Annotated in this window: 14 protein-coding genes and 1 pseudogene; 12 read left to right on the top strand and 3 right to left on the bottom strand. The window is 42.7% G+C overall.

The window, feature by feature from the left end; all coding sequences use genetic code 11:
• Positions 1-71 precede the first annotated feature (71 nt).
• The 7 genes and pseudogenes from KUG63_RS11750 to KUG63_RS11780 form a co-directional block, all read left to right on the top strand.
• On the top strand, positions 72-1,133 hold the full coding sequence (locus tag KUG63_RS11750; protein ID WP_287555442.1) for a hypothetical protein: 1,062 nt from the start codon (positions 72-74) through the stop codon (positions 1,131-1,133).
• Between the two features lie 27 nt (positions 1,134-1,160).
• Positions 1,161-3,602: an EAL domain-containing protein gene (locus tag KUG63_RS11755; protein WP_287555444.1), complete on the top strand. Its 2,442-nt coding sequence runs from the start codon at positions 1,161-1,163 to the stop codon at positions 3,600-3,602.
• A gap of 19 nt (positions 3,603-3,621) precedes the next feature.
• On the top strand, positions 3,622-5,004 hold the full coding sequence (locus KUG63_RS11760) for an SLC13 family permease (protein ID WP_015006933.1): 1,383 nt from the start codon (positions 3,622-3,624) through the stop codon (positions 5,002-5,004).
• A 208-nt stretch (positions 5,005-5,212) separates the two neighbouring features.
• Complete coding sequence (locus KUG63_RS11765) at positions 5,213-5,464, top strand: DUF4212 domain-containing protein (RefSeq protein WP_015006934.1); 252 nt, start codon at positions 5,213-5,215, stop codon at positions 5,462-5,464.
• Positions 5,439-7,295 (top strand): sodium:solute symporter family protein, encoded by a 1,857-nt coding sequence (locus KUG63_RS11770; RefSeq protein WP_238538331.1) that lies wholly within the window; start codon positions 5,439-5,441, stop codon positions 7,293-7,295. The genes KUG63_RS11765 and KUG63_RS11770 overlap by 26 nt, the downstream gene beginning before the upstream one ends.
• 15 nt (positions 7,296-7,310) lie before the next feature.
• Complete coding sequence (locus KUG63_RS11775; RefSeq protein ID WP_287555447.1) at positions 7,311-7,769, top strand: YaiI/YqxD family protein; 459 nt, start codon at positions 7,311-7,313, stop codon at positions 7,767-7,769.
• A gap of 51 nt (positions 7,770-7,820) precedes the next feature.
• A pseudogene (locus KUG63_RS11780) lies at positions 7,821-7,940 on the top strand (IS3 family transposase); the annotation flags it as partial.
• 196 nt (positions 7,941-8,136) lie between these two features.
• Here the strand turns inward: KUG63_RS11780 and KUG63_RS11785 are convergent.
• Positions 8,137-10,452, bottom strand: a complete 2,316-nt coding sequence (locus KUG63_RS11785) for an EAL domain-containing protein (protein WP_287555448.1) — start codon at positions 10,450-10,452, stop codon at positions 8,137-8,139.
• Positions 10,453-10,744: 292 nt separating this feature from the next.
• Here KUG63_RS11785 and KUG63_RS11790 point away from each other — a divergent pair, with 292 nt between their 5' ends.
• The 4 genes from KUG63_RS11790 (at position 10,745) to dbpA (ending at position 14,014) form a co-directional block, all read left to right on the top strand.
• Positions 10,745-11,572: a DNA ligase gene (locus KUG63_RS11790; RefSeq protein ID WP_287555450.1), complete on the top strand. Its 828-nt coding sequence runs from the start codon at positions 10,745-10,747 to the stop codon at positions 11,570-11,572.
• 85 nt (positions 11,573-11,657) lie between these two features.
• The gene (gene yeiP / locus KUG63_RS11795; RefSeq protein WP_016390831.1) at positions 11,658-12,224 is read left to right on the top strand and encodes an elongation factor P-like protein YeiP; all 567 of its coding nucleotides are present in this window, start codon (positions 11,658-11,660) and stop codon (positions 12,222-12,224) included.
• A 57-nt stretch (positions 12,225-12,281) separates the two neighbouring features.
• A complete protein-coding gene (locus KUG63_RS11800; protein WP_287555452.1) occupies positions 12,282-12,617 on the top strand; it encodes a HopJ type III effector protein in 336 nt (111 codons plus the stop codon).
• A 14-nt stretch (positions 12,618-12,631) separates the two neighbouring features.
• Positions 12,632-14,014, top strand: coding sequence for an ATP-dependent RNA helicase DbpA (dbpA, locus tag KUG63_RS11805; protein WP_287555454.1), 1,383 nt, complete (start codon positions 12,632-12,634; stop codon positions 14,012-14,014).
• Positions 14,015-14,053: 39 nt separating this feature from the next.
• Here the strand turns inward: dbpA and KUG63_RS11810 are convergent, their stop codons facing one another.
• Positions 14,054-15,769: a lysophospholipid acyltransferase family protein gene (locus tag KUG63_RS11810; protein ID WP_287555456.1), complete on the bottom strand. Its 1,716-nt coding sequence runs from the start codon at positions 15,767-15,769 to the stop codon at positions 14,054-14,056.
• 293 nt (positions 15,770-16,062) lie between these two features.
• On the opposite strand from KUG63_RS11810, the gene KUG63_RS11815 reads away from it, so the two are divergent.
• Entirely contained in the window at positions 16,063-17,619 is a 1,557-nt protein-coding gene (locus KUG63_RS11815; RefSeq protein ID WP_015006942.1) for a SulP family inorganic anion transporter, read from the top strand.
• A 15-nt stretch (positions 17,620-17,634) separates the two neighbouring features.
• Here the strand turns inward: KUG63_RS11815 and recQ are convergent, their stop codons facing one another.
• Positions 17,635-19,749, bottom strand: a complete 2,115-nt coding sequence (gene recQ, locus KUG63_RS11820; protein ID WP_287555458.1) for a DNA helicase RecQ — start codon at positions 19,747-19,749, stop codon at positions 17,635-17,637.
• Positions 19,750-19,811: the final 62 nt, after the last annotated feature.

A 19,811-nucleotide genomic window follows, 5' to 3' on the forward strand; every position in this document is an offset into this window, starting at 1 on the left:
CATCTTCTGTGTCCTCTATTTAAATAATAATACAGAAAATAACTCCTTAACTAACGGCTTTTACTGTCCTAATGAGCGGAACCGCTTCAATATATGGTCAAAGTAGTAAACACCGTGGAACCTTAGGCCTTACAGAAACTGGCATTAATGTTTCCTTTCGCCCCCTAGATAACATACGAGTAGCTGCACAAGGGATATATCGACATGCTGGTGATGTAAGCGAAGAAGCGGGGATCGATTTTGCCTTGATCGACTGGACGATTATAGATAGTTACAGTCTGCGCATGGGTCTTCGCTTAGGGCGCATCAAAAACCCTTTTGGCTTTTATAATGAAACGCGTGACGTAGCCTTTACACGACCTTCAATAACCTTACCCGGCATAAACTACGAACGCTCTCGTAACCTACTTCTAAGCACCGATGGTGCTCAAATTTATGTCGATAAAACTCTAGATATTGGTTACTTTTCGTTTCAACTTAATGCTGGAGAATTAGGTGATGATTTAGACGAGCTTGAAATCGCTATTTTGACATTCGATGCCCCCGGCCACTTAGAAAATATGCCTAGCTACATCACTAAAATTGGCTATGAAAGTATCAGTGGCGCAACACGTTTAGCATTTAGTTATGCGAATGCTGATATGGAGTACAAACCCAGCGGGCTAGGCGACTTTTTTGACAATGGTGATTTAGATTTTGAACAGTTTATCTTGTCTGCCCAACAACGTTTTGGCGATATTACCTTAACTGGGGAATACCTTAGACAAGAAAATACTTTCAAAAACTTTGGCCCTTTCTACCCTGATGCATCGCCAGTAACTGAAAGTTACTACCTTCAAGGGGATTATTATTTCACCAACCGTGTGAAAGGCTATGCGCGTTATGATGCTTTATTCTTAGACAAAGATAACCGAAACGGTAGAACCAGCGTACCTAATTCACTTCGCAGTGCTGCTTTTACTAAAGATTATATGCTCGGCCTAGAGTGGAGCCCCTCAAGCCAATGGATGATTCAAGCAGAGTATCATCGCCTCAATGGCACCGCCATTTTGTCGTTTGCCGACAACCCAGACCGACTAGCCACAAAAAAGCATTGGAGCCTGTTTGCGCTGCAAGTCTCGTATCGCTTCTAATTTAATTAGCAAAGCAGCCAAAATCTTATGCGTCGAAAAAATAACTTATTTTTTAGCATCAAATGGAAAGCTCTATTACTTTTCGGCCTGTTGCTCAGCATTACCCATGCCATCCAATATGGCACCAGTTATAAGCAAATTACTGAGCAGTTTGAACGCCAGCATCATCAGGAACAACAATACCAATTATCTATCGTTAAAGCACTCATCGGCCAATCTGCAAGGCTTATCGAACAAATAGCAGAATTGAACACCACACAGCGTAGCAACACTCCCACTCAGTTTGAAGAACAGGCTATTAAAGCTATCACTCAGCAATGGGGGAGCCTACAAACCAACTGGGGCTTAGTGTCTATATCGTTTTACAACCAAGAAAGCCAACTAAAGGCACTCTGGGGGTCAAACGTGACGGCGGTCATACCCAATGAAGACTTAACGAACGTCCTAAGACTAGAAAAACCCAGTTATAAGCTATTTTGCCAAATCCAATGCTACCAAATTGTCTACATCCCTGTCCTTGCTGATTCAATGGGCGAGCAGAACGCTTTATTTGTCTTTGTTCGCTCGTTGGCCGACATTATCATTACATTTAAAGAAGCAACACGTACAGATATCGCCATCCTAAGCCGCTCTTCAACTACTGAGGACAATGAATACGGGCCGCTCAACATTGTGGCTAGTACTAACCCAAATAAGCTTAAGCAACTTCTTACAAATTTTTATAAGGCCCACCCAGAGCAAAACCTTGCCGATACCAACGGCAGTCAATTAGACCTAGGGCAGCAGCAATTTAGCTTACGCCTGTTTAATTTAGTCGAGCCTTCTCATTCAAATAGCCCACAGCTTCTAATCGCTACCGACCTTTCTGAAGACTATCTCTTAATTGAGCAATCTAAAAAAGAAGCGCTTTATGCCATCTTACTGGCGCTAATCGCCTCTGTTGTGATTCTTTTACCTATTTTGCTGAAGGCTACTCATCGATTAATAACGGTCAGCAATGCATTGCCTGCTCTATCTAAAGGGAACTTCCATCAAGCAAGAGTCTATTTGCAACAAACGCGTAGGCATAAATATAAAACTCAAGACGAGTTAGTCACACTCGAGCAATCAGCCACTATGGTGATTGATCAATTAGAAAAAGGCAGTCAGTTAATTAGAGAAAAAGAACAAAACCTTGTTTGGCTCGCAGACCATGACTCTCTCACCAAGCTCTTTAATCGCCGCCGCTTCCAACTTGAGTTTGAGCAGCAATTAAAGATTTCTCAACGTTATAGAAGCAACGGCGCTATTCTTTATTTAGATCTCGATCAGTTTAAATACATTAATGACACCAGTGGCCATGGCGCCGGCGACCTTTTATTAAAACAAGTCGCTGAGACCATACAACAAACTATCCGCTCATCCGATATCTTAGCTCGCTTAGGGGGCGATGAATTTGCCTTACTGTTACCCAATATTGATGCTCATGGCGCCACTCAATTCGCTCAAAAAATTATAGAAAAACTGCGTTTAATGCGATTTGAATACAATGGCACGCAACATAATATTAGCGCCAGTATTGGTATCGCTATGTTCCCCGAATATGGTTTGACTGTTCAGAATTTTATGTCAAATGCCGATATCGCAATGTACCAAGCTAAAGAAAGCGGCCGTAGTAAGTCACACCTATACTCCCAAAAAGAACAAACCAAAGAATTACTAAAAACACGCATTTTATGGAAAGAAAAAATTGAAGCGGCTCTTGCAGATAAGCGGCTTTGCCTACATTTTCAACCAATTTTAGATATTAAAACTAATCAAATCTCTCATGCTGAAGCTCTCGTTCGAATGATCGATTTGGACGGTGAAATTATTATGCCTAACAGCTTCATCCCCATTGCCGAACAGTCTGGACTCATCAACCAAATTGACTTAGCTGTTTTACAGCTGGCCTTTGAAACATTACGTTTCTTACAGACACAAAACAACCCTTTAAAACTATCGATTAACCTGTCGGGCAAAGCTTTTAACAATACCCTCCTTATCAGCACCCTTAAAGAGGGGCTCAAGCAGCACGATATTAACGCTAAAAAACTAATCATAGAAGTCACCGAAACCACCGCTGTGGCGAACATCAATACAGCCGTCAACCTAATGAACGATATCAAGGAAACCGGTGCTAAGTTTGCACTTGATGACTTCGGCGTTGGCTATGCGTCCTTCTTTTACCTACGCCAATTACCCGTTGATTATATAAAAATAGATGGCTCCTTCATTCAAACACTTGAAAAACATAAGGAGGATCAAGTGTTTGTTAAAGCAGTGTCTGAAATATCCCAACTATCTGGATTAAAAACCATTGCTGAGTTTGTTGAAAATCAAACCATTTTAGATTTGCTTGCATCGTATAATATTGATTATGCTCAAGGCTACCATATAGCAAAGCCCTCGGCGACGCTCCCTAATAACAAACTAATCCTCAGTCACTAATCAGCCTAATATCTATACATTGACCTCGCCCTTATCGTTAAAAACCTTAAGCTTAATCGCTGGCCCAATTCTATCTTGTGTGCTGTTTTTCAGCTTTCATGGAAAGCTGCCTGAGCCTCTTATCATTACAGCAGCTATCGCTGTTTGGTGTATTACTTGGTGGATTTTTGAACCAGTGCCGATCCCCATCACGTCACTGTTACCAATTGCTATTTTTCCACTAACAGGCGTCTTAACAAGTGAGCAAGTAGCTGCCGCTTATGGCAATAAGCTTATCTTACTATTACTAGGCGGCTTCTTACTGTCTACGGCTATTTCTCATTGTGGCGCTCATCGCCGTATAGCACTTACCATGGTCCATTGGTTTGGTAACAACAACCCGAAACGATTAGTATTGGGGTTTATGGTCGCCTCGGCCACACTTAGCATGTGGATTTCCAATACAGCTGCAACGATCATGCTACTTCCCGTTGTGCTAGCCGTCGTTGATAGCACTGACAATAAAAAGCTAGCCATTCCTTTATTACTAGGCCTCGCTTATTCTGCCAGCATCGGTGGCATCGGCACACCCATTGGTACCCCTCCAAATTTAATTTTCATGCAGGTTTATGAAGAGAACACCGGCTTGCAAATTAGCTTTACCCAATGGATGAGCTGGGCGCTACCGTTAGTAATCACTTTTATTCCCATCGTCTGGCTTTGGCTCACCCGACACCTACAGGGTACAGGCGAATTTTCCTTACCTGCTGTGGGCGCATGGACAACACACGAACGACGAGTCACACTTGTCGTTGGGCTTACCGCGTTGCTATGGATCACTCGCCGAGAGCCTTTTGGTGGTTGGAGTGGTTGGCTAAATTTACCGCACGCTAATGATGCATCTATCGCATTACTGGCCGTTATCGTCTTATTTATTACCCCAAATGGCAACAAGCAAAAACTCTTAGACTGGAAAGCAGCTCAGCAAATACCTTGGGGTATTTTATTATTGTTTAGCGGAGGCATTTGTCTGGCCAAAGCTTTTGTTGCCTCGGGTCTAAGCAACCAACTAGGTGAACAACTATCCGCTGTCACCGCCTTTAGCCTTATAGTGATGATAGCCATTATTGCGTTAAGCGTGACCTTTATGACCGAAGCGACCAGCAATACCGCCACCACAGCCATGCTGATGCCCATACTCGCCGCCACCGCCATTAACGCTGACATTGACCCCTTATTATTAATGGTTCCCGCCGCATTCAGCGCCAGCTGCGCCTTTATACTCCCTGTTGCTACTGCCCCGAACACCATTGTGTTTAGTAGTGGATACATCCATGGTGATCAGATGGCAAAAGAAGGCTTTATATTAAACTTGCTTGGCACCCTTGTTATAACAGCCATCTGTTGGTTCGTTTTACTCTAAATTGCGCCTTGCTATATTGCAGGTTCCGCCATTAAAAGGTCTACCAAAATGATGAGAGAAACACTCCAGTGATGACACTCTCTTCATTCATTGCATCGCACCGCTTAATCCTCAATAATACAACACAATAAAAACACTTACCCTACAAAGGGTATACACACCAATCAATTCACACACGGTGTCATTAAAAATAACTTGGAGGGGTGTTATGTCGGCTAATACTGACCATTACTGGACGGATAATATTCGTCTCATTTTGAAGCTGCTATTTATTTGGTTTCTTGTCTCTTTTGTGTTCGGCATCATTTTAGTTGAACCACTTAATAGCATTGAATTTGCTGGCTTTAAGTTAGGCTTTTGGTTTTCTCAGCAAGGCTCCATTATTTCTTTTGTTTTTTTAATTTTTTATTACATTAAAAAAATGAGCGCACTAGATGCTAAATACGGCGTGGATGATTGATATGGAATTACAAACACTTATTTACTTAGTGGTTGGGGCCACATTCGCGCTGTATATCGGCATTGCTATTTGGGCCAATGCAAAAACAACAGGCGATTTTTATATTGCCGGCAAAGGTGTTCACCCTATCGTTAACGGCATGGCGACCGGAGCTGATTGGATGTCAGCGGCGTCGTTTATCTCAATGGCTGGTTTAATTTCATATTTAGGCTACGAAGCCGGTGTGTATTTAATGGGTTGGACAGGTGGCTATGTACTTCTTGCCATGTTACTAGCGCCATATTTACGTAAATTCGGCAAATTTACTGTGCCTGAATTTATTAGTGATCGCTATTATTCACGTGCCGCTCGTGTCATTGCTGTCCTGTGTTTAATTTTTATTTCTTTTACCTATGTCGCAGGGCAAATGCGCGGTGTTGGTATCGTCTTTTCGCGCTTTTTAGAACTACCTATAGATCAAGGTTTATACCTTGGCATGGGCATTGTGTTTATCTATTCGGTCATTGGTGGCATGAAAGGCATCACCTACACGCAGGTTGCACAGTATATTGTGTTGATGTTTGCCTATTCTGTACCGGCTATTTTTATGGCCATACAATTTACAGGCAACCCTATTCCACAAATTGCGTTTGGTAGTCAAATGTCAGATGGCTCTGGGTTTTTATTAGATGCCTTGGATAAAACACTGCTTGATTTAGGTTTTGGTGCCTACACCGAGCCGTTTAACGATAAATCAATGATCGACGTTGCCGCTATTACCTTAGCCTTAATGGTCGGCACGGCTGGTTTACCGCATGTTATTGTGCGCTTTTTTACCGTTCCTAAAGTCTCTGATGCAAGAAAATCGGCTGGCTGGGCGCTTATTTTTATCGCCTTGTTATATACCACCGCGCCAGTTGTTGGCTCCTTAAGCCGTTTAAACATTATCAACAGTATTAATGGGCCTGATAACAGCGGCACCGCCTACACTGATATGCCTAGTTGGTTCCAAACGTGGGAAAGCTCAGGCTTACTCGGCTGGTTTGATCATAACGGCGATGGTAAATTGCAATATGCTGCAGGTAAGGCATTTGCTGGCGAAGGTAAGCCTGTATTCGATGCTGAACAACGTGGCGCTTTAGGTGAACGCATCATTACTAATCCGTCTGAAGGCAAGGTAGTGAATAACGCACCATTTGCTAATGAAATTTACGTTGATCGCGACATTATGGTATTGGCTAGCCCAGAAATCGCCCAATTACCCAATTGGGTCATTGCATTAATCGCTGCTGGTGGTGTTGCCGCTGCTTTATCCACGGCTGCTGGTTTATTATTAGTTATTTCCGCCAGTATTTCGCACGATTTATTAAAAAGCACCTTTATGCACAAGATCAGCGAGAAAAATGAATTACGCGCTAGTCGAATTACCTCGGCCTTCGCGATTCTCGTTGCTGGTTATTTAGGCTTGCACCCACCCGCTTTTGTTGCTCAAGTCGTTGCGTTTGCCTTTGGCTTAGCTGCATCGTCCTTGTTCCCGGTGCTGATTATGGGTATTTTTAGTAAGCGCATGAATAAATACGGCGCCATTTGCGGCATGCTCACCGGGCTGGTGTTCACGATGGGCTATATCATTTATTTTAAAGGCATTTTTATAGAGCCAATGGCGGCTAATACCGCTGAAAACTGGCTGTTTGGTATTTCACCGGAAGGCATTGGTGCGATTGGTATGTGCTTGAACTTCTCCGTCGCCTTTATTGTGTCCAGCCTAACGCCTGCACCGCCTCAAAGTGTACAGAATATGGTTGAACGAATTCGGCTGCCCAATGCAGCCGCTGCCGCTCACGATCACTAAGAAGCGATAATAACGATGCTTAACACTATTTGGGTAGATGCCGACGCCTGCCCTGTTGTCATAAAGGACATTTTATTCCGCGCCGCAGAGCGCACAAACACTCAAATGACCTTGGTGGCCAACCAAGCCATCCGGGTGCCGCCTTCTACTTATATTTCTTTTTTACGCGTTAATCAGGGTTTTGATGAGGCCGATAATGAAATTGTTAAACGAATGCAAGCGGGAGACTTAGTGATTACCGGCGACATTCCGTTAGCTGCTGATGTCATAGAAAAAGGTGGCACGGCCTTAAACCCGCGTGGTGAGCTATACACAAAAGAAAACATTAAAGACCGTCTTAATATGCGCGACTTTATGGAAACCATGCGTTCCAGTGGCTTAGAAATTGGTGGCGGCCCACCGCCTTTAAATAATACCGACCGACAAGTATTTGCAAATCAACTCGATAAACTTTTAACTCAAGCCAAACGTTGACGTTAGTGTTTTTTTATTGTCTTACTACAGGTCTTACTGAATAGAAAACAGCCGCTTAGCCGTTATCGTGCAGATCGGTTGATGAAGCCCTATCAATTTAATAGCTGCCAGCAACCTAAACATGCTTATAAACGGGCTACACAAGAGCATGTGGCGATACCTAATTACCTTAGATGCTAAAAAGTATATAGGAAGAGATAACCATGAAAAGTAGATATACAATTTAGTAAAAGAGACTTTCATATCACAGCATGCCTTTTAGATACACATAACGTTTAATTTAAAGGTTGGCGTCCTCTTTAGCTGTGATGGCTTCATTGGTTTAGCATTCAGCCTTATCCTTTCTAATCACCAAAAGTCATTCATCTCATACACGATGGGCTATTAATATAGCCCGTGCCCACTTTGACATAAATACAATAAGATCCTTTTTATTAAGTGGTTTTGAAAAGTAATACCCCTGAAAAAGGTCACAACCATTTTCACTTAAAACGTCCACTTGCTCCACTTCCTCAACACCCTCAGCGATAACCGACATGCCCAGGCCGCTCCCAAGCTTAATAATACTTTTTATTAACTGGAGGTCTTGATTGTTATTAAGGATATTCTCAACAAACACTTTATCTATTTTCAGCTCACTAATGGGCAGCCCGCTCAGTACGCCTAAGGATGAGTAGCCCGTACCAAAGTCATCTAAAGAGGTGAGGATGTTTTTTTCCTTTAATGCTAAAAGAATTTTTTTTGCCTGCCCAACATCTTCGATGAACAAACTCTCTGTCACTTCAATCATCAGCTCTATACTAGAGCAATCATGTCGTCTCTGTAGCTGGAATATAGACATCAAGAAAGCTGGGTGAAAAAGTTGCTGAACCGACACATTAATCGACAAGCGTAATTTCTTCTTATTTTTTTGAACTGAACGACAAACACTAATAAATTCGGCCAGTGCCGTTTCAAATACAAATAAACCAATCTCATGAATAAGCCCTATTGATTCGGCTATCATAATGAATTCATCAGGAGGAACTAAGCCTAAACTTGGGTTATCCCAACGCAACAACGCTTCAACCCCTATAATTTCTTTTGAATAAGCATCAACCTGTGGCTGATACACGACAAAGAGCTCTTCTCGTTCTACCGCATGAAGCAGTTCTTTTTCAATCATGGCTGTGCGTTGCATTTTTTCTTGCAAGCCTTCGGAGTAAGAAAAGAAGCCGCACCGCAATCTTTTAGCTTCATACATTGCCATATCCGCTTTACTCAATAACTCATCCAGCTTATCCCCATCTTTGGAGTGTTTTACCACTCCTATACTCGCTTGAATAGAAAACTCAAGCCCATCCAGCACAAAGGCCTTATTCAATTGAGTTAAAAAGTGTCGGCATAAGTTAAGGTTGTGTACGTTGTCACCTGAGCGTGTAAGAACAATAAACTCATCTCCTCCTTGTCTAATGCACAGGCAATCATCAAAGTTGGCTGTTACTCGAGCGGAAACCTCAAGTAATACCTGATCTCCTATAGAGTGCCCGTATAAATCATTAATCCCTTTGAAGTTATCAAGGTCAATAAAAAAAATAGCGAAGCCCTTTGGATATTTCTGTTTCCATGCATCAAAACTTTCTAACAAATAGCGTCTATTCGGTAGTTTTGTTAATTGGTCGTGCGTCGCTTGAAACTCAAGTGCTTTTTTCGACCTACCTTGACTAGAAATATTCATCCTAAAAAGAAAGTACAAAGTGAGGTTGAAAAGCAACAAGAGGGAGATATACCAAGCAAGCCTCTGGCATAATTTATTTAATACAAGCGTTTTATTAAGGCTTGTAGCTGAAAAGAAGTGGTATTTATCATTATAAGACAAAGACGTTATAACCTTTTCCCCTTGGTAATTTTTTGTCTGCAACACTACAGGTTTGCCGCTGCCCTCACCTTTGATGAAGTTATAACCAACTTGATCTATCATACCCTCCGTAAAATGCTGGATAATTTGCTCCGACACAGGCATTTTAAATAAGTAGTCGTAATCACTTTCGTCAGCATATGAAACGTAATAACGATAATACTCATCACTAATAAGGGTCACATCTGCACCAGGAACACTTGATTGGTCAGCCAGCATTTTTTTTAAGAAGCTTAATTTAACACCACTCGTCATAACGGCGACAACGCGCCCATCTGCATCTAAAATTCGTTTTCTTAATGGGATAAGCCACTGCTTCAAGGATGTCATATAATAGGTCCGGCCCATCACCATTTCATCCGAATGCCGGGCTGCCTTAAATGATTTACGCGTATCTTCTTTATCTAACAAGTTTGGTAGCTTGCCTGAGGAAAAGTTCGAGCTCGTTACAATCAGCTGACCGGAAGGAAGAGCTAGCCCTAGGCCTGCTAACTCAGGATTACTCTTCAACATAGCATCCAGTAGAGTGGATGACTTAGCTTTATTCATAATGCCTGCTTTTACTAGTTTCTTACCTAGTGCGTCTAATAATAGCTCCTGCTTATCGAGCAAATTATGAATTGAGTGCGTGACAAGGGCATTCGAATATTTAAGCTCATTTCTAGCACTCTCCTCAATGCGTTGATAGTCAACAAAGGTAGCCGCTGCAGTAAATAAAACAGACATTGAAGCAATAAAAAAATACGTTTTCCATAGCGGGTTGATTCTTAAGGAGGATCTGTTCATTTGGACCTTGAGTTAATTGTCAGGCATACTAAATAATAACGTAGAAAGTGTATTTTTCATACGCTTGTACTGGTAACTCAAACAAGGCACATTAATTAGAGATTTTTCATAATTAATCAATACCCCCATTCCAAGTACACAGCCGATCAAGGTTGTAATATTTCATATATACAGCTATATCTTGCTAAACAGAAACAACCTCACTTGCAGTGTATCTACTATAAATACTAGAGTATATGGGCAGAATCATCGTCCATACATCAATATCACCAACGCTTCGAAGCAATGGAACATGAAAAAACGGATCTTTTTTATATTAATAAGCCTTATATCGCTAACTGCTTACGCTGCTAAACCGGCTATATTTTTACTTAAAAACTACCATCAAGATATTCCTGTGACGGGTTGGCTTATGAGCGAAAAACTCGATGGTGTACGCGGCTATTGGGATGGCAACAAGCTCATTAGTCGAGGAGGAAAAATACTAAGCCCACCAGCATGGTTTACCCAGAACTACCCACCTTTTCCAATAGATGGCGAGCTATGGACCCAGCGAGCCGACTTTGAAAACATCAGCTCCATTGTTAACAGCCAAGAGGCTGGTGAACGATGGAAACATATTACCCACCAAATATTTGATGTGCCCAATCAAACAGGTAATTTACATAAACGGCTACAGGTTTTACAAAACTATCTAGATAAGAACCCTACGCCGTACATTCAGATCATTCAGCAAACAACCGTTAACAATAAAAAACAATTACAGCGCTTTTTACACTCTATTACTGCTAACCAAGGTGAAGGCGTTGTAGTTAGAGACCCTAATCAAGCCTATCAAACAGGTCGGTTATCTTCAGCATTGAAACTAAAGGAATACACCGACACAGAATGTACCGTGCTAAAAGTCCTCCCCGGCAAAGGACAATATCAAGGCAAAATGGGCTCTATACTCTGCCTGACTTCACAGGGCAAACAGTTAACCATTGGTTCTGGCTTTTCAAATAAAGACAGAACTGACCCGCCCCTTATAGGCAGTGAAATAACGTTTAAATATTATGGCCTAACCAAAAAAGGGCGCTATCGATTCCCTGTCTATTTAAGACCGTTTAACAAACCTTAGTCACCCGTAAATCAAACAAAAGAGTTTTTCATTGCGCTTTTCATGTTGGCGTATAATTACGCCTAATCAAACACATGGAACACACATGCCTAAAGCCAGCGATTTAAAATGCGGAATGGTTGTTGAAGTCAACGACGAACCCTATGCGGTTAAAAGTATCGACGTACGCAACCCATCATCTCGTGGAGCCTCTACCCTTTATAAAGTTCGCTTTAATCACCTTAAAAGCAAGCAAAAACGTGATGAAACCTTAAAAGGCGATGACTTTCTGAAGGATCTCGATTGCGAAAAAGCCAATTTACAGTTTTCTTATCAAGATGGTAACGCCTATACCTTCATGAATTTAGACACCTATGATCAATACACATTAGACGCTGAAGACATTGAAGAACAAGTTAAATACCTAAGCGAGGGGCTCGATAGCCTAGTAGGTATTTTGCTAGAAGAAGCATTGGTCGCTATTGAGTTACCGGCCACCATTAGCTTACAAATAGTGGATACCGCGCCCGGTTTAAAAGGTGCCTCTGCCTCTGCACGAACCAAACCAGCTACGCTAAGCACTGGGTTAGAAGTTCAAGTACCGGAGTATATAGACAATGAAGAAGTCATTAAAATAAATACCAGCACCGGCAAATTTATGTCGCGCGGATAAATTATTACCTGACAACCGCACCTTTTAACACTAAGCCCATTTGACTGAGACACCAGCATGAACAACATCCAACAACTACGCGAAGCATTAGCCACATTACAATTTAGCGACACCATGGACATTATTGATGCGCTGTATGATTTTACACCCAGCGCATTTAATAACGGCGAAGTTAACAATAAGGCAAATGAAAACAATGGTTCTTGCAAGTTATTTGCCTTTGCCAAGCTAAATGAGTTTACCGAGCCACAAACCTTGGCATTATTTGGTGAGTACTACCGTGATGTACTGGCTACCCCAGATGGCGATGATCACCAAAATATTCGTCACTTTATGAAAACAGGCTGGGCAGGCATTCGCTTTGACAGCAACCCGCTAACAGCAAAAAAATAACCCCGATAAAACCTATGCCTGACACCCTCTTTTCATCTTTACCCATTACATCAGCTCAAGTTAAAAACTTGAGCTCACTCGGCTATAAAAATATGACGCCAGTGCAAGCGCAAAGCTTGCCGCATGTTTTAAAGGGCAAAGATATCCTCGCACAAGCTAAAACGGGGAGCGGTAAAACCGCAGCGTTCGGCATTGGCTTACTAGATAAAATTAACCCACGCTTTTTTGGTACGCAAGCTCTGGTTTTGTGCCCAACCCGCGAACTGGCTGACCAAGTCGGTAAAGAAATTCGTAAGTTGGCTCGCAGTGTGCCTAATATAAAACTGGTACTACTATGCGGTGGCAAACCCTTTGGGCCACAAGTAGGCTCGCTAGAGCATGGTGCACATATTGTGGTGGGCACGCCCGGGAGAATTCAAGATCACCTAAAAAAACGCACCCTAAAGCTCGACCAGCTAAAAACCCTCGTGTTAGATGAAGCGGACCGAATGTTAGATATGGGCTTTTCTGATGTGATGACTGACATCATTAAACGCACACCTGCCTCCCGTCAAACCTTACTGTTTTCTGCCACCTACCCCGACGAAGTAAAAAAAATGTGTCGCTCTATTCAACGTGACCCTGTCGCCATCACCGTTGAATCAGATCATCAACAAAATGTGATTGAGCAGTTGTTCTACCAAGTTAAAAAACACGAGCGTAATAATACGTTGCTTGCACTGTTTGAGCACTACCACCCAAATACAGCCGTTGTTTTTTGCCATACCAAGGCGCAGTGTAGTGAGATGGCTGAGTTTTTACGCGAGCATAATATTGAATCATTAGCGATACACGGCGACCTTGACCAGCGTGAGCGTGACCAAGTACTGGTTCGCTTTGCTAATAATAGTTGCTCCGTACTGGTTGCAACCGATGTGGCTGCTCGTGGGCTCGATATTAAATCCATCGGCATGGTCATCAATTACGAACTGCCTCGCGATCCTGAAATTTACGTGCATCGTATCGGAAGAACCGGCCGTGCCGGCGAAACTGGGCTCGCCATGAGCTTATTTGCTGAACATGAGCAAGTGCGTGTGAAAGCAATTGAAGAATATCAACACAAACCTTGTTTAATAGATAGCCCTTTATCGTTGGACCGCGATAGTAGCTACAAGCTCTACCCGCCAATGGTTACCATTCAAATTGATGGCGGCCGTAAAGATAAAATTCGCCCCGGCGATATTTTAGGGGCACTAACCGGCGATGCTGGCTTAGAAGGCAAGCAAATCGGCAAAATAGATATTTTTGACCGCTCCAGTTATGTGGCGCTTGAACATGAGGCTGTGCGACAAGCACTGAACTACCTCGCCAATGGGAAAATTAAAGGCCGCCCGGCTAAAGCACGGAAGGTTCGCTAATTAAAACGGCTGTCTACTCTTGTATCGCGGTTAATAGCATTAACCGCCTACGTAGCGTAAACGCTTTTTAGCTTTTAGTTTATGCATATCGGTCATGATCAGCCCGTCTATACAGTGTCCAAAGTTCGCATCTACATTAAAATCAATATAGCGAACACCGCCTTCATCACATAAATCGGCGTATTGCTTGTATAAGGTTGGTACGGTGGCATTCATATGCGCTAAGTGTTCTTTCATGACTCTAAAGTCGTCACTTTGATTATTGCCAGTCAGCACATCTGCCACCTGCTTTTTTATTTCTGGCCTCATAATATAGGGCGTTCGAGAGATGGCTAAGCAATCGGCATCAGGAAAGTAATGCTGATAGAACGTCACAATCAGCGCTTTAGCTAGTTCAGGGTAAGCATCACTTAAGCTAACAGGGCCAAATAAGTAGCGTGCTGAGGGGTACTTTCTAAGATAGGCGCCAATGCCATACCATAAGTGGTCTAAGCTGCGTTTACCCCAATACTTAGGGCTGACAAAACTACGGCCAAGTTCTATACCCTGTTCAAAATAAGGAGCAACTTTCTGCATGTTATAGTCAAAAAGTTCTTGGCTATAAATGCCTCGACCCTTGTCTAAATCCATTAAGCGTTTTACTTCAGCAAGTCGGTAAGAGCCTACAATTTCAAGTTCTTGCTCATCCCACAAAATAATATGGCGATAATGCTTATCATACCGATCAAGATCTCGGCTTTTGCCTGTGCCTTCACCGACACGCCGAAAAGTCATTTCCCTTAAGCGCCCAATTTCATTCATGACCGCAGAGTCCGGTCGATAATCAAATAAGTATATTTTCTTTTCATCGGCTGTTTCGCCCAGTAACTCACCCTCTTTTAACTCATTTTTCAGGGCCTTTCGATCACGCGGGTGAATAATGGTCTGTTCTGTTTCCAGCAGGCTCTTTTTTCCTTTACCTAGCAAGTAAGCATGGCGACGAACCAATCGCGCAATTTCTTTACGTTTTAATGGCAAACTATCTATAAAACGGTATGGGATGGGAGCGCCCACCTTGAAGCTTATCGTTTTCGAGTTTTTATTAAAAACCTCATGCGCTAACAACATGCTTGATAAAGGCTTGTAGAACATTGAACTGCTATAAAAAAGAGATGAGTTCCGCGCCTTAACGTAAATTGGCAAAATAGGAGCTTGGGTTTTCTTAGCAAAACTTAAGAATCCGCTCGACCATTTTCCGTCACGTACTCCGTTCGGTCTCATTCTTGACACTTCGCCTGCAGGAAAAATAATAACGGCTTCTTCATTATTTAAACTCTGCAAAATACGCGAAATACTACTCTTTTGCGTTGATTTTCTTAAATTATCAACGGGTAATAATAGACTGTCTAGCGCCTTAAACTCCATTAACATGTCATTAACCACTATTTTTACATCGCGGCGCACCTCACCAACAAGCTTTAACAGCGATAATCCATCGAGCGCACCCAGTGGGTGATTAGCAACAATAATTACGCGGCCACTGGCGGGGATATTAGCCCTGTCACTGTGTGATGCTGAGTAACTAAAGTTAAAAAATGCAAATACTTGATCAATAAAATCAAACCCCTCGTCATCTTGATGATCTTCTAGGAATTGATTCACTTCATTTTCATGCATCAGTTTTTTTAAAAAACCAACCGTTGGTTTTTTAAGCCATGAGCCACGTTGCTCAAAATTTGGGAATTTTTGCTCTATTGTTTGCTCAATATTTAGCATACTACTTAATCGTCCGTTATTTTTTTACTAAAATTTTCGAGGGCTAGCCAGCAAAAATGTGCTTATAAAGCATTAGCGATGGCATCAAACCTTGATCCGTTTTCATGAAGTTTTCCTAGTTCATATCACTATTTAGTTTTTAATTTATCGTTAGAATAATCTTTGTTTATGAACGTTTTATAACAATTGCTTGACGCTTTAATGAATGCTGCAAATGCACACTCTCTGCTATAATGTTCGATTGAATGTTTCCATTATGTTAATGCTCCTTATATAACTGTCTGCAAATCCCTATGTTTCAACTTATCCTTTCTCGTTCTCAAAGCCTAAAAAGTGACCTTCTTTCTGGCCTTACCGTTGCACTAGCTCTAGTACCCGAAGCCGTTGCCTTTGCTTTCGTAGCAGGGGTTGAACCCTTAGTCGGTTTATATGCTGCTTTTATGGTCGGTTTAATTACCGCCGCTATTGGCGGCCGTCCGGGAATGATTTCTGGCGCAACCGGCGCACTGGCTGTTGTTATGGTGAGCTTGGTGGCAACTCATGGGGTTGAATATCTATTTGCAACCGTTGTCTTAATGGGTGTTTTACAAGTGCTGGCTGGAGTTTTTCGCTTAGGAAAATTCATTCGCTTAGTGCCACACCCCGTGATGTTAGGCTTTGTGAATGGTTTAGCGATTGTTATTTTTATGGCCCAGCTGCAACAATTTCAATTCCTTGATCCGGTCACCGGCGAGCTTGCTTGGCTACAAGGTGAGCAGATGACATTAATGTTAGGCATGGTGGCACTGACCATGGCCATTATCTATTTCTTACCCAAATTAACGAAGGCCATTCCATCATCATTGGCTGCGATCTTAACCATCGTTGCCATTTCTATTGGCTTAGATATGGACTTACGTACCGTTCAAGATGTGCTTGTCGATATGACTGGCGATCCGGTGGCGACTATTGCTGGCGGCTTACCGCAATTCCATTTCCCTAGCGTGCCGCTAAATCTTGAAACGCTGAAAATTATTTTCCCTTATGCGCTGATTCTTGCTGCCATTGGTTTAATTGAGTCTTTATTAACCTTAACTCTGATTGATGAGATAACTGAGACACGTGGCCGTGGAAATAAAGAATGCATTGGTCAAGGCGTTGCCAATGTGGCTACCGGTTTTTTTGGTGGTATGGGTGGCTGCGCGATGATTGGTCAAAGCATGATCAATATTAATTCTGGCGGCCGTGGACGCGCCTCAGGCATTTCTGCTGCGCTATTCTTACTCGCCTTTATTTTAGTTGGCTCATCACTGATTGAAATGATCCCCGTTGCCGCGTTAGTCGGCGTGATGTTTATGGTGGTACTGGGTACATTTGAATGGGCCAGCTTCCGCTTATTGGGCCGCATCCCAACTTCCGATACGCTTGTGGGTATTACTGTTGCGGTTGTTACCGTGCTAACTGATTTAGCCATTGCGGTTGTCGTGGGAGTCTTAATGTCTACCTTAGTGTTTGCTTGGAAACATGCCAAAAACATGCACTTTGATATTGAAGAAAAAGATGGCGTTAAGATCTATAAGCCAACTGGACCACTCTTTTTCGCTTCAATCCACCACTTTCGTGATCAGTTTGACCCCATTAACGACCCACAAGAAGTGATTGTTGATTTTGCACGTTCACGCGTGTCTGACCATTCAGGCATTGAAGCCATTGACGCCTTGGCAGAGCGGTATATGAAGCAAGGCAAAACACTGCATTTACGTCATTTAAGCCCAGAGTGCATCAAATTATTACACAAGGCTAGAAAGCTAATTGAAGTTAACGTGATTGAAGACCCAAAATATTCAATTGCTGATGATGAACTAGGCTAACAATGTTAGCCTGCCTTACATAGAGGCTTGAACGCATTTAATAATGCCGTATTCATACTCTTCATCCAAGGCCTCATAGATAGGTTTAATGCGGCCTTTTGACTCATCTTCCAAAGACTCTATGGTCATGATGATTTCTTGATATTCACTGTCGTCTAAATCGAGTACCTCTTTGACATCCAGTAGCCCTGCTTCAATTGCATCGGCTAAATGTCCATATACCGTGTTTTCTTTCATATCGCGCTGTGTTGCAATCGCCTTTATATCTAAACCCTCTTGATACAACATGAGCGTCTCATTAACCGTTGCGCTAAGCCGATTATTCAATAATTCTGCTAACGGGTACTTTGCAATTTCTGCCAAAAAAACCTGGCCATAACGCTTTATTTTTTGATCACCCACGCCACTGATATACCGCATATCGCCAATCTCAACCGGGCGCTTTTTAATCATTTCCATTAAGGTTGCATCATGAAAAATGACATAGGGCGGCACACCACTGTCTTCCGCTAGTTGCGTTCTCAAAGCTCGTAAAGCGTCCCATAACGGCTCGTCTTGTGGGCGAACAGGGCTTTTCTTCTTTTTTTCTGTTGTCAGCTTTTCTTCTTTTGTTTGCTTTCTTAGCGCCAGTTTTTGTTCACCGCGTAACACTGGTCGGCATTTTTCTGTCAGTGTTAGCGAGCCATGGCTTTCTGCTTCAACATTAATAAAGCCAAGCGCTATCAACTGCCTAAAAATAGTTCGCCATTCCATCGTTGAGAATTCTTTACCAATGCCAAAGGTACTTAACTGCTCGTGCTGGTTTTGCCGGATACGGTCATCAGCCTTGCCCATTAAGACATCAATAATATAATTAACCCCAAAGCGTTGCCCTGTACGATAAATGCTCGATAAAATCTTTTGCGCCGCTTCAGAACCATCCCATTTTTCAGGCGGTGTTGTGCAATTATCACAGGCACCACATGGCTGTTCTAACCGCTCATCAAAGTAGCCTAACAAGGCTTGCCGCCGACAAGCAATCAGCTCGCAAAGCCCCAGCATAGATTCTAATTTATTATGCTCGACACGCTTATGCGCCTCATCGGCCTTGGAGTTTTGCATAAATTGTCGCAGCGTCAATACATCTTGTAGGCCATACGCCATCCAGGCATTTGCAGGCTCGCCATCACGGCCTGCACGACCGGTTTCTTGATAATACGCCTCAATACTTTTTGGTAAACTTAAGTGCGCTACAAAACGTACATCCGGCTTATCTATGCCCATACCAAAGGCGATTGTAGCGACAATAATCACCCCTTCATCGCGTAAAAAACGCTGTTGGTTTTTTTGCCTAAGCTCTTGCGATAAGCCCGCGTGATAAGGCAATGCGATACGCCCTTGTTCTGTTAACCATTCGGCAGTCGCTTCTACTTTCTTGCGTGATAGGCAATACACAATGCCTGCATCTTGCGCATGATTTTCTTGTATAAAGCGCCACAACCGTAATTTCGGGTTATTACCTTCAGAAATAGCATAGTGAATATTCGGCCGATCAAAACTATTGATGAATACCCGCGCCCCTTCAAGTTGTAATTGCGCAATAATTTCATCGCGCGTACGTTGATCAGCTGTGGCGGTTAATGCAATACGCGGCACTTGTGGAAAACGCTCATGCAGCACACGTAACTTTTGATATTCTGGCCTAAAGTCATGCCCCCATTGCGATACACAATGCGCCTCATCAATCGCAAACAAGGCAATATGGCAGCGCTCCAACAACGACAGCATAATAGGGTTCAACAACCTTTCTGGCGCTACATACAATAAATCTAAAGCGCCATTTAATAATTGCGCCTCCACTTCTCGCGCCTCAGCGACATCGAGTGTTGAGTTTAAATAGGCTGCTTTAATACCCAGTTGATTAAGCGCATCCACCTGATCCTGCATCAGCGCAATCAATGGCGATACAATAATCGCAGTGCCATCACGCAATAAGGCTGGAATTTGGTAGCACAGCGACTTACCGCCGCCAGTGGGCATCAGCACAAAGGCATCGCGCCCTTGCTCTAACTCATGAATAATCTCACCTTGTGGCTCACGAAAAGCGTCGTAACCAAACGTTGACTGTAAAATAGATTGCGCGCGATTCATCAATTCAAGGGCTAATAAAAAATATAATTATCGCATAAACAAGCCTATCCGCAGCTAAACGA

It is taken from the genome of Cycloclasticus sp. (assembly GCF_019090545.1).
GTDB lineage: Bacteria > Pseudomonadota > Gammaproteobacteria > Methylococcales > Cycloclasticaceae > Cycloclasticus > Cycloclasticus pugetii.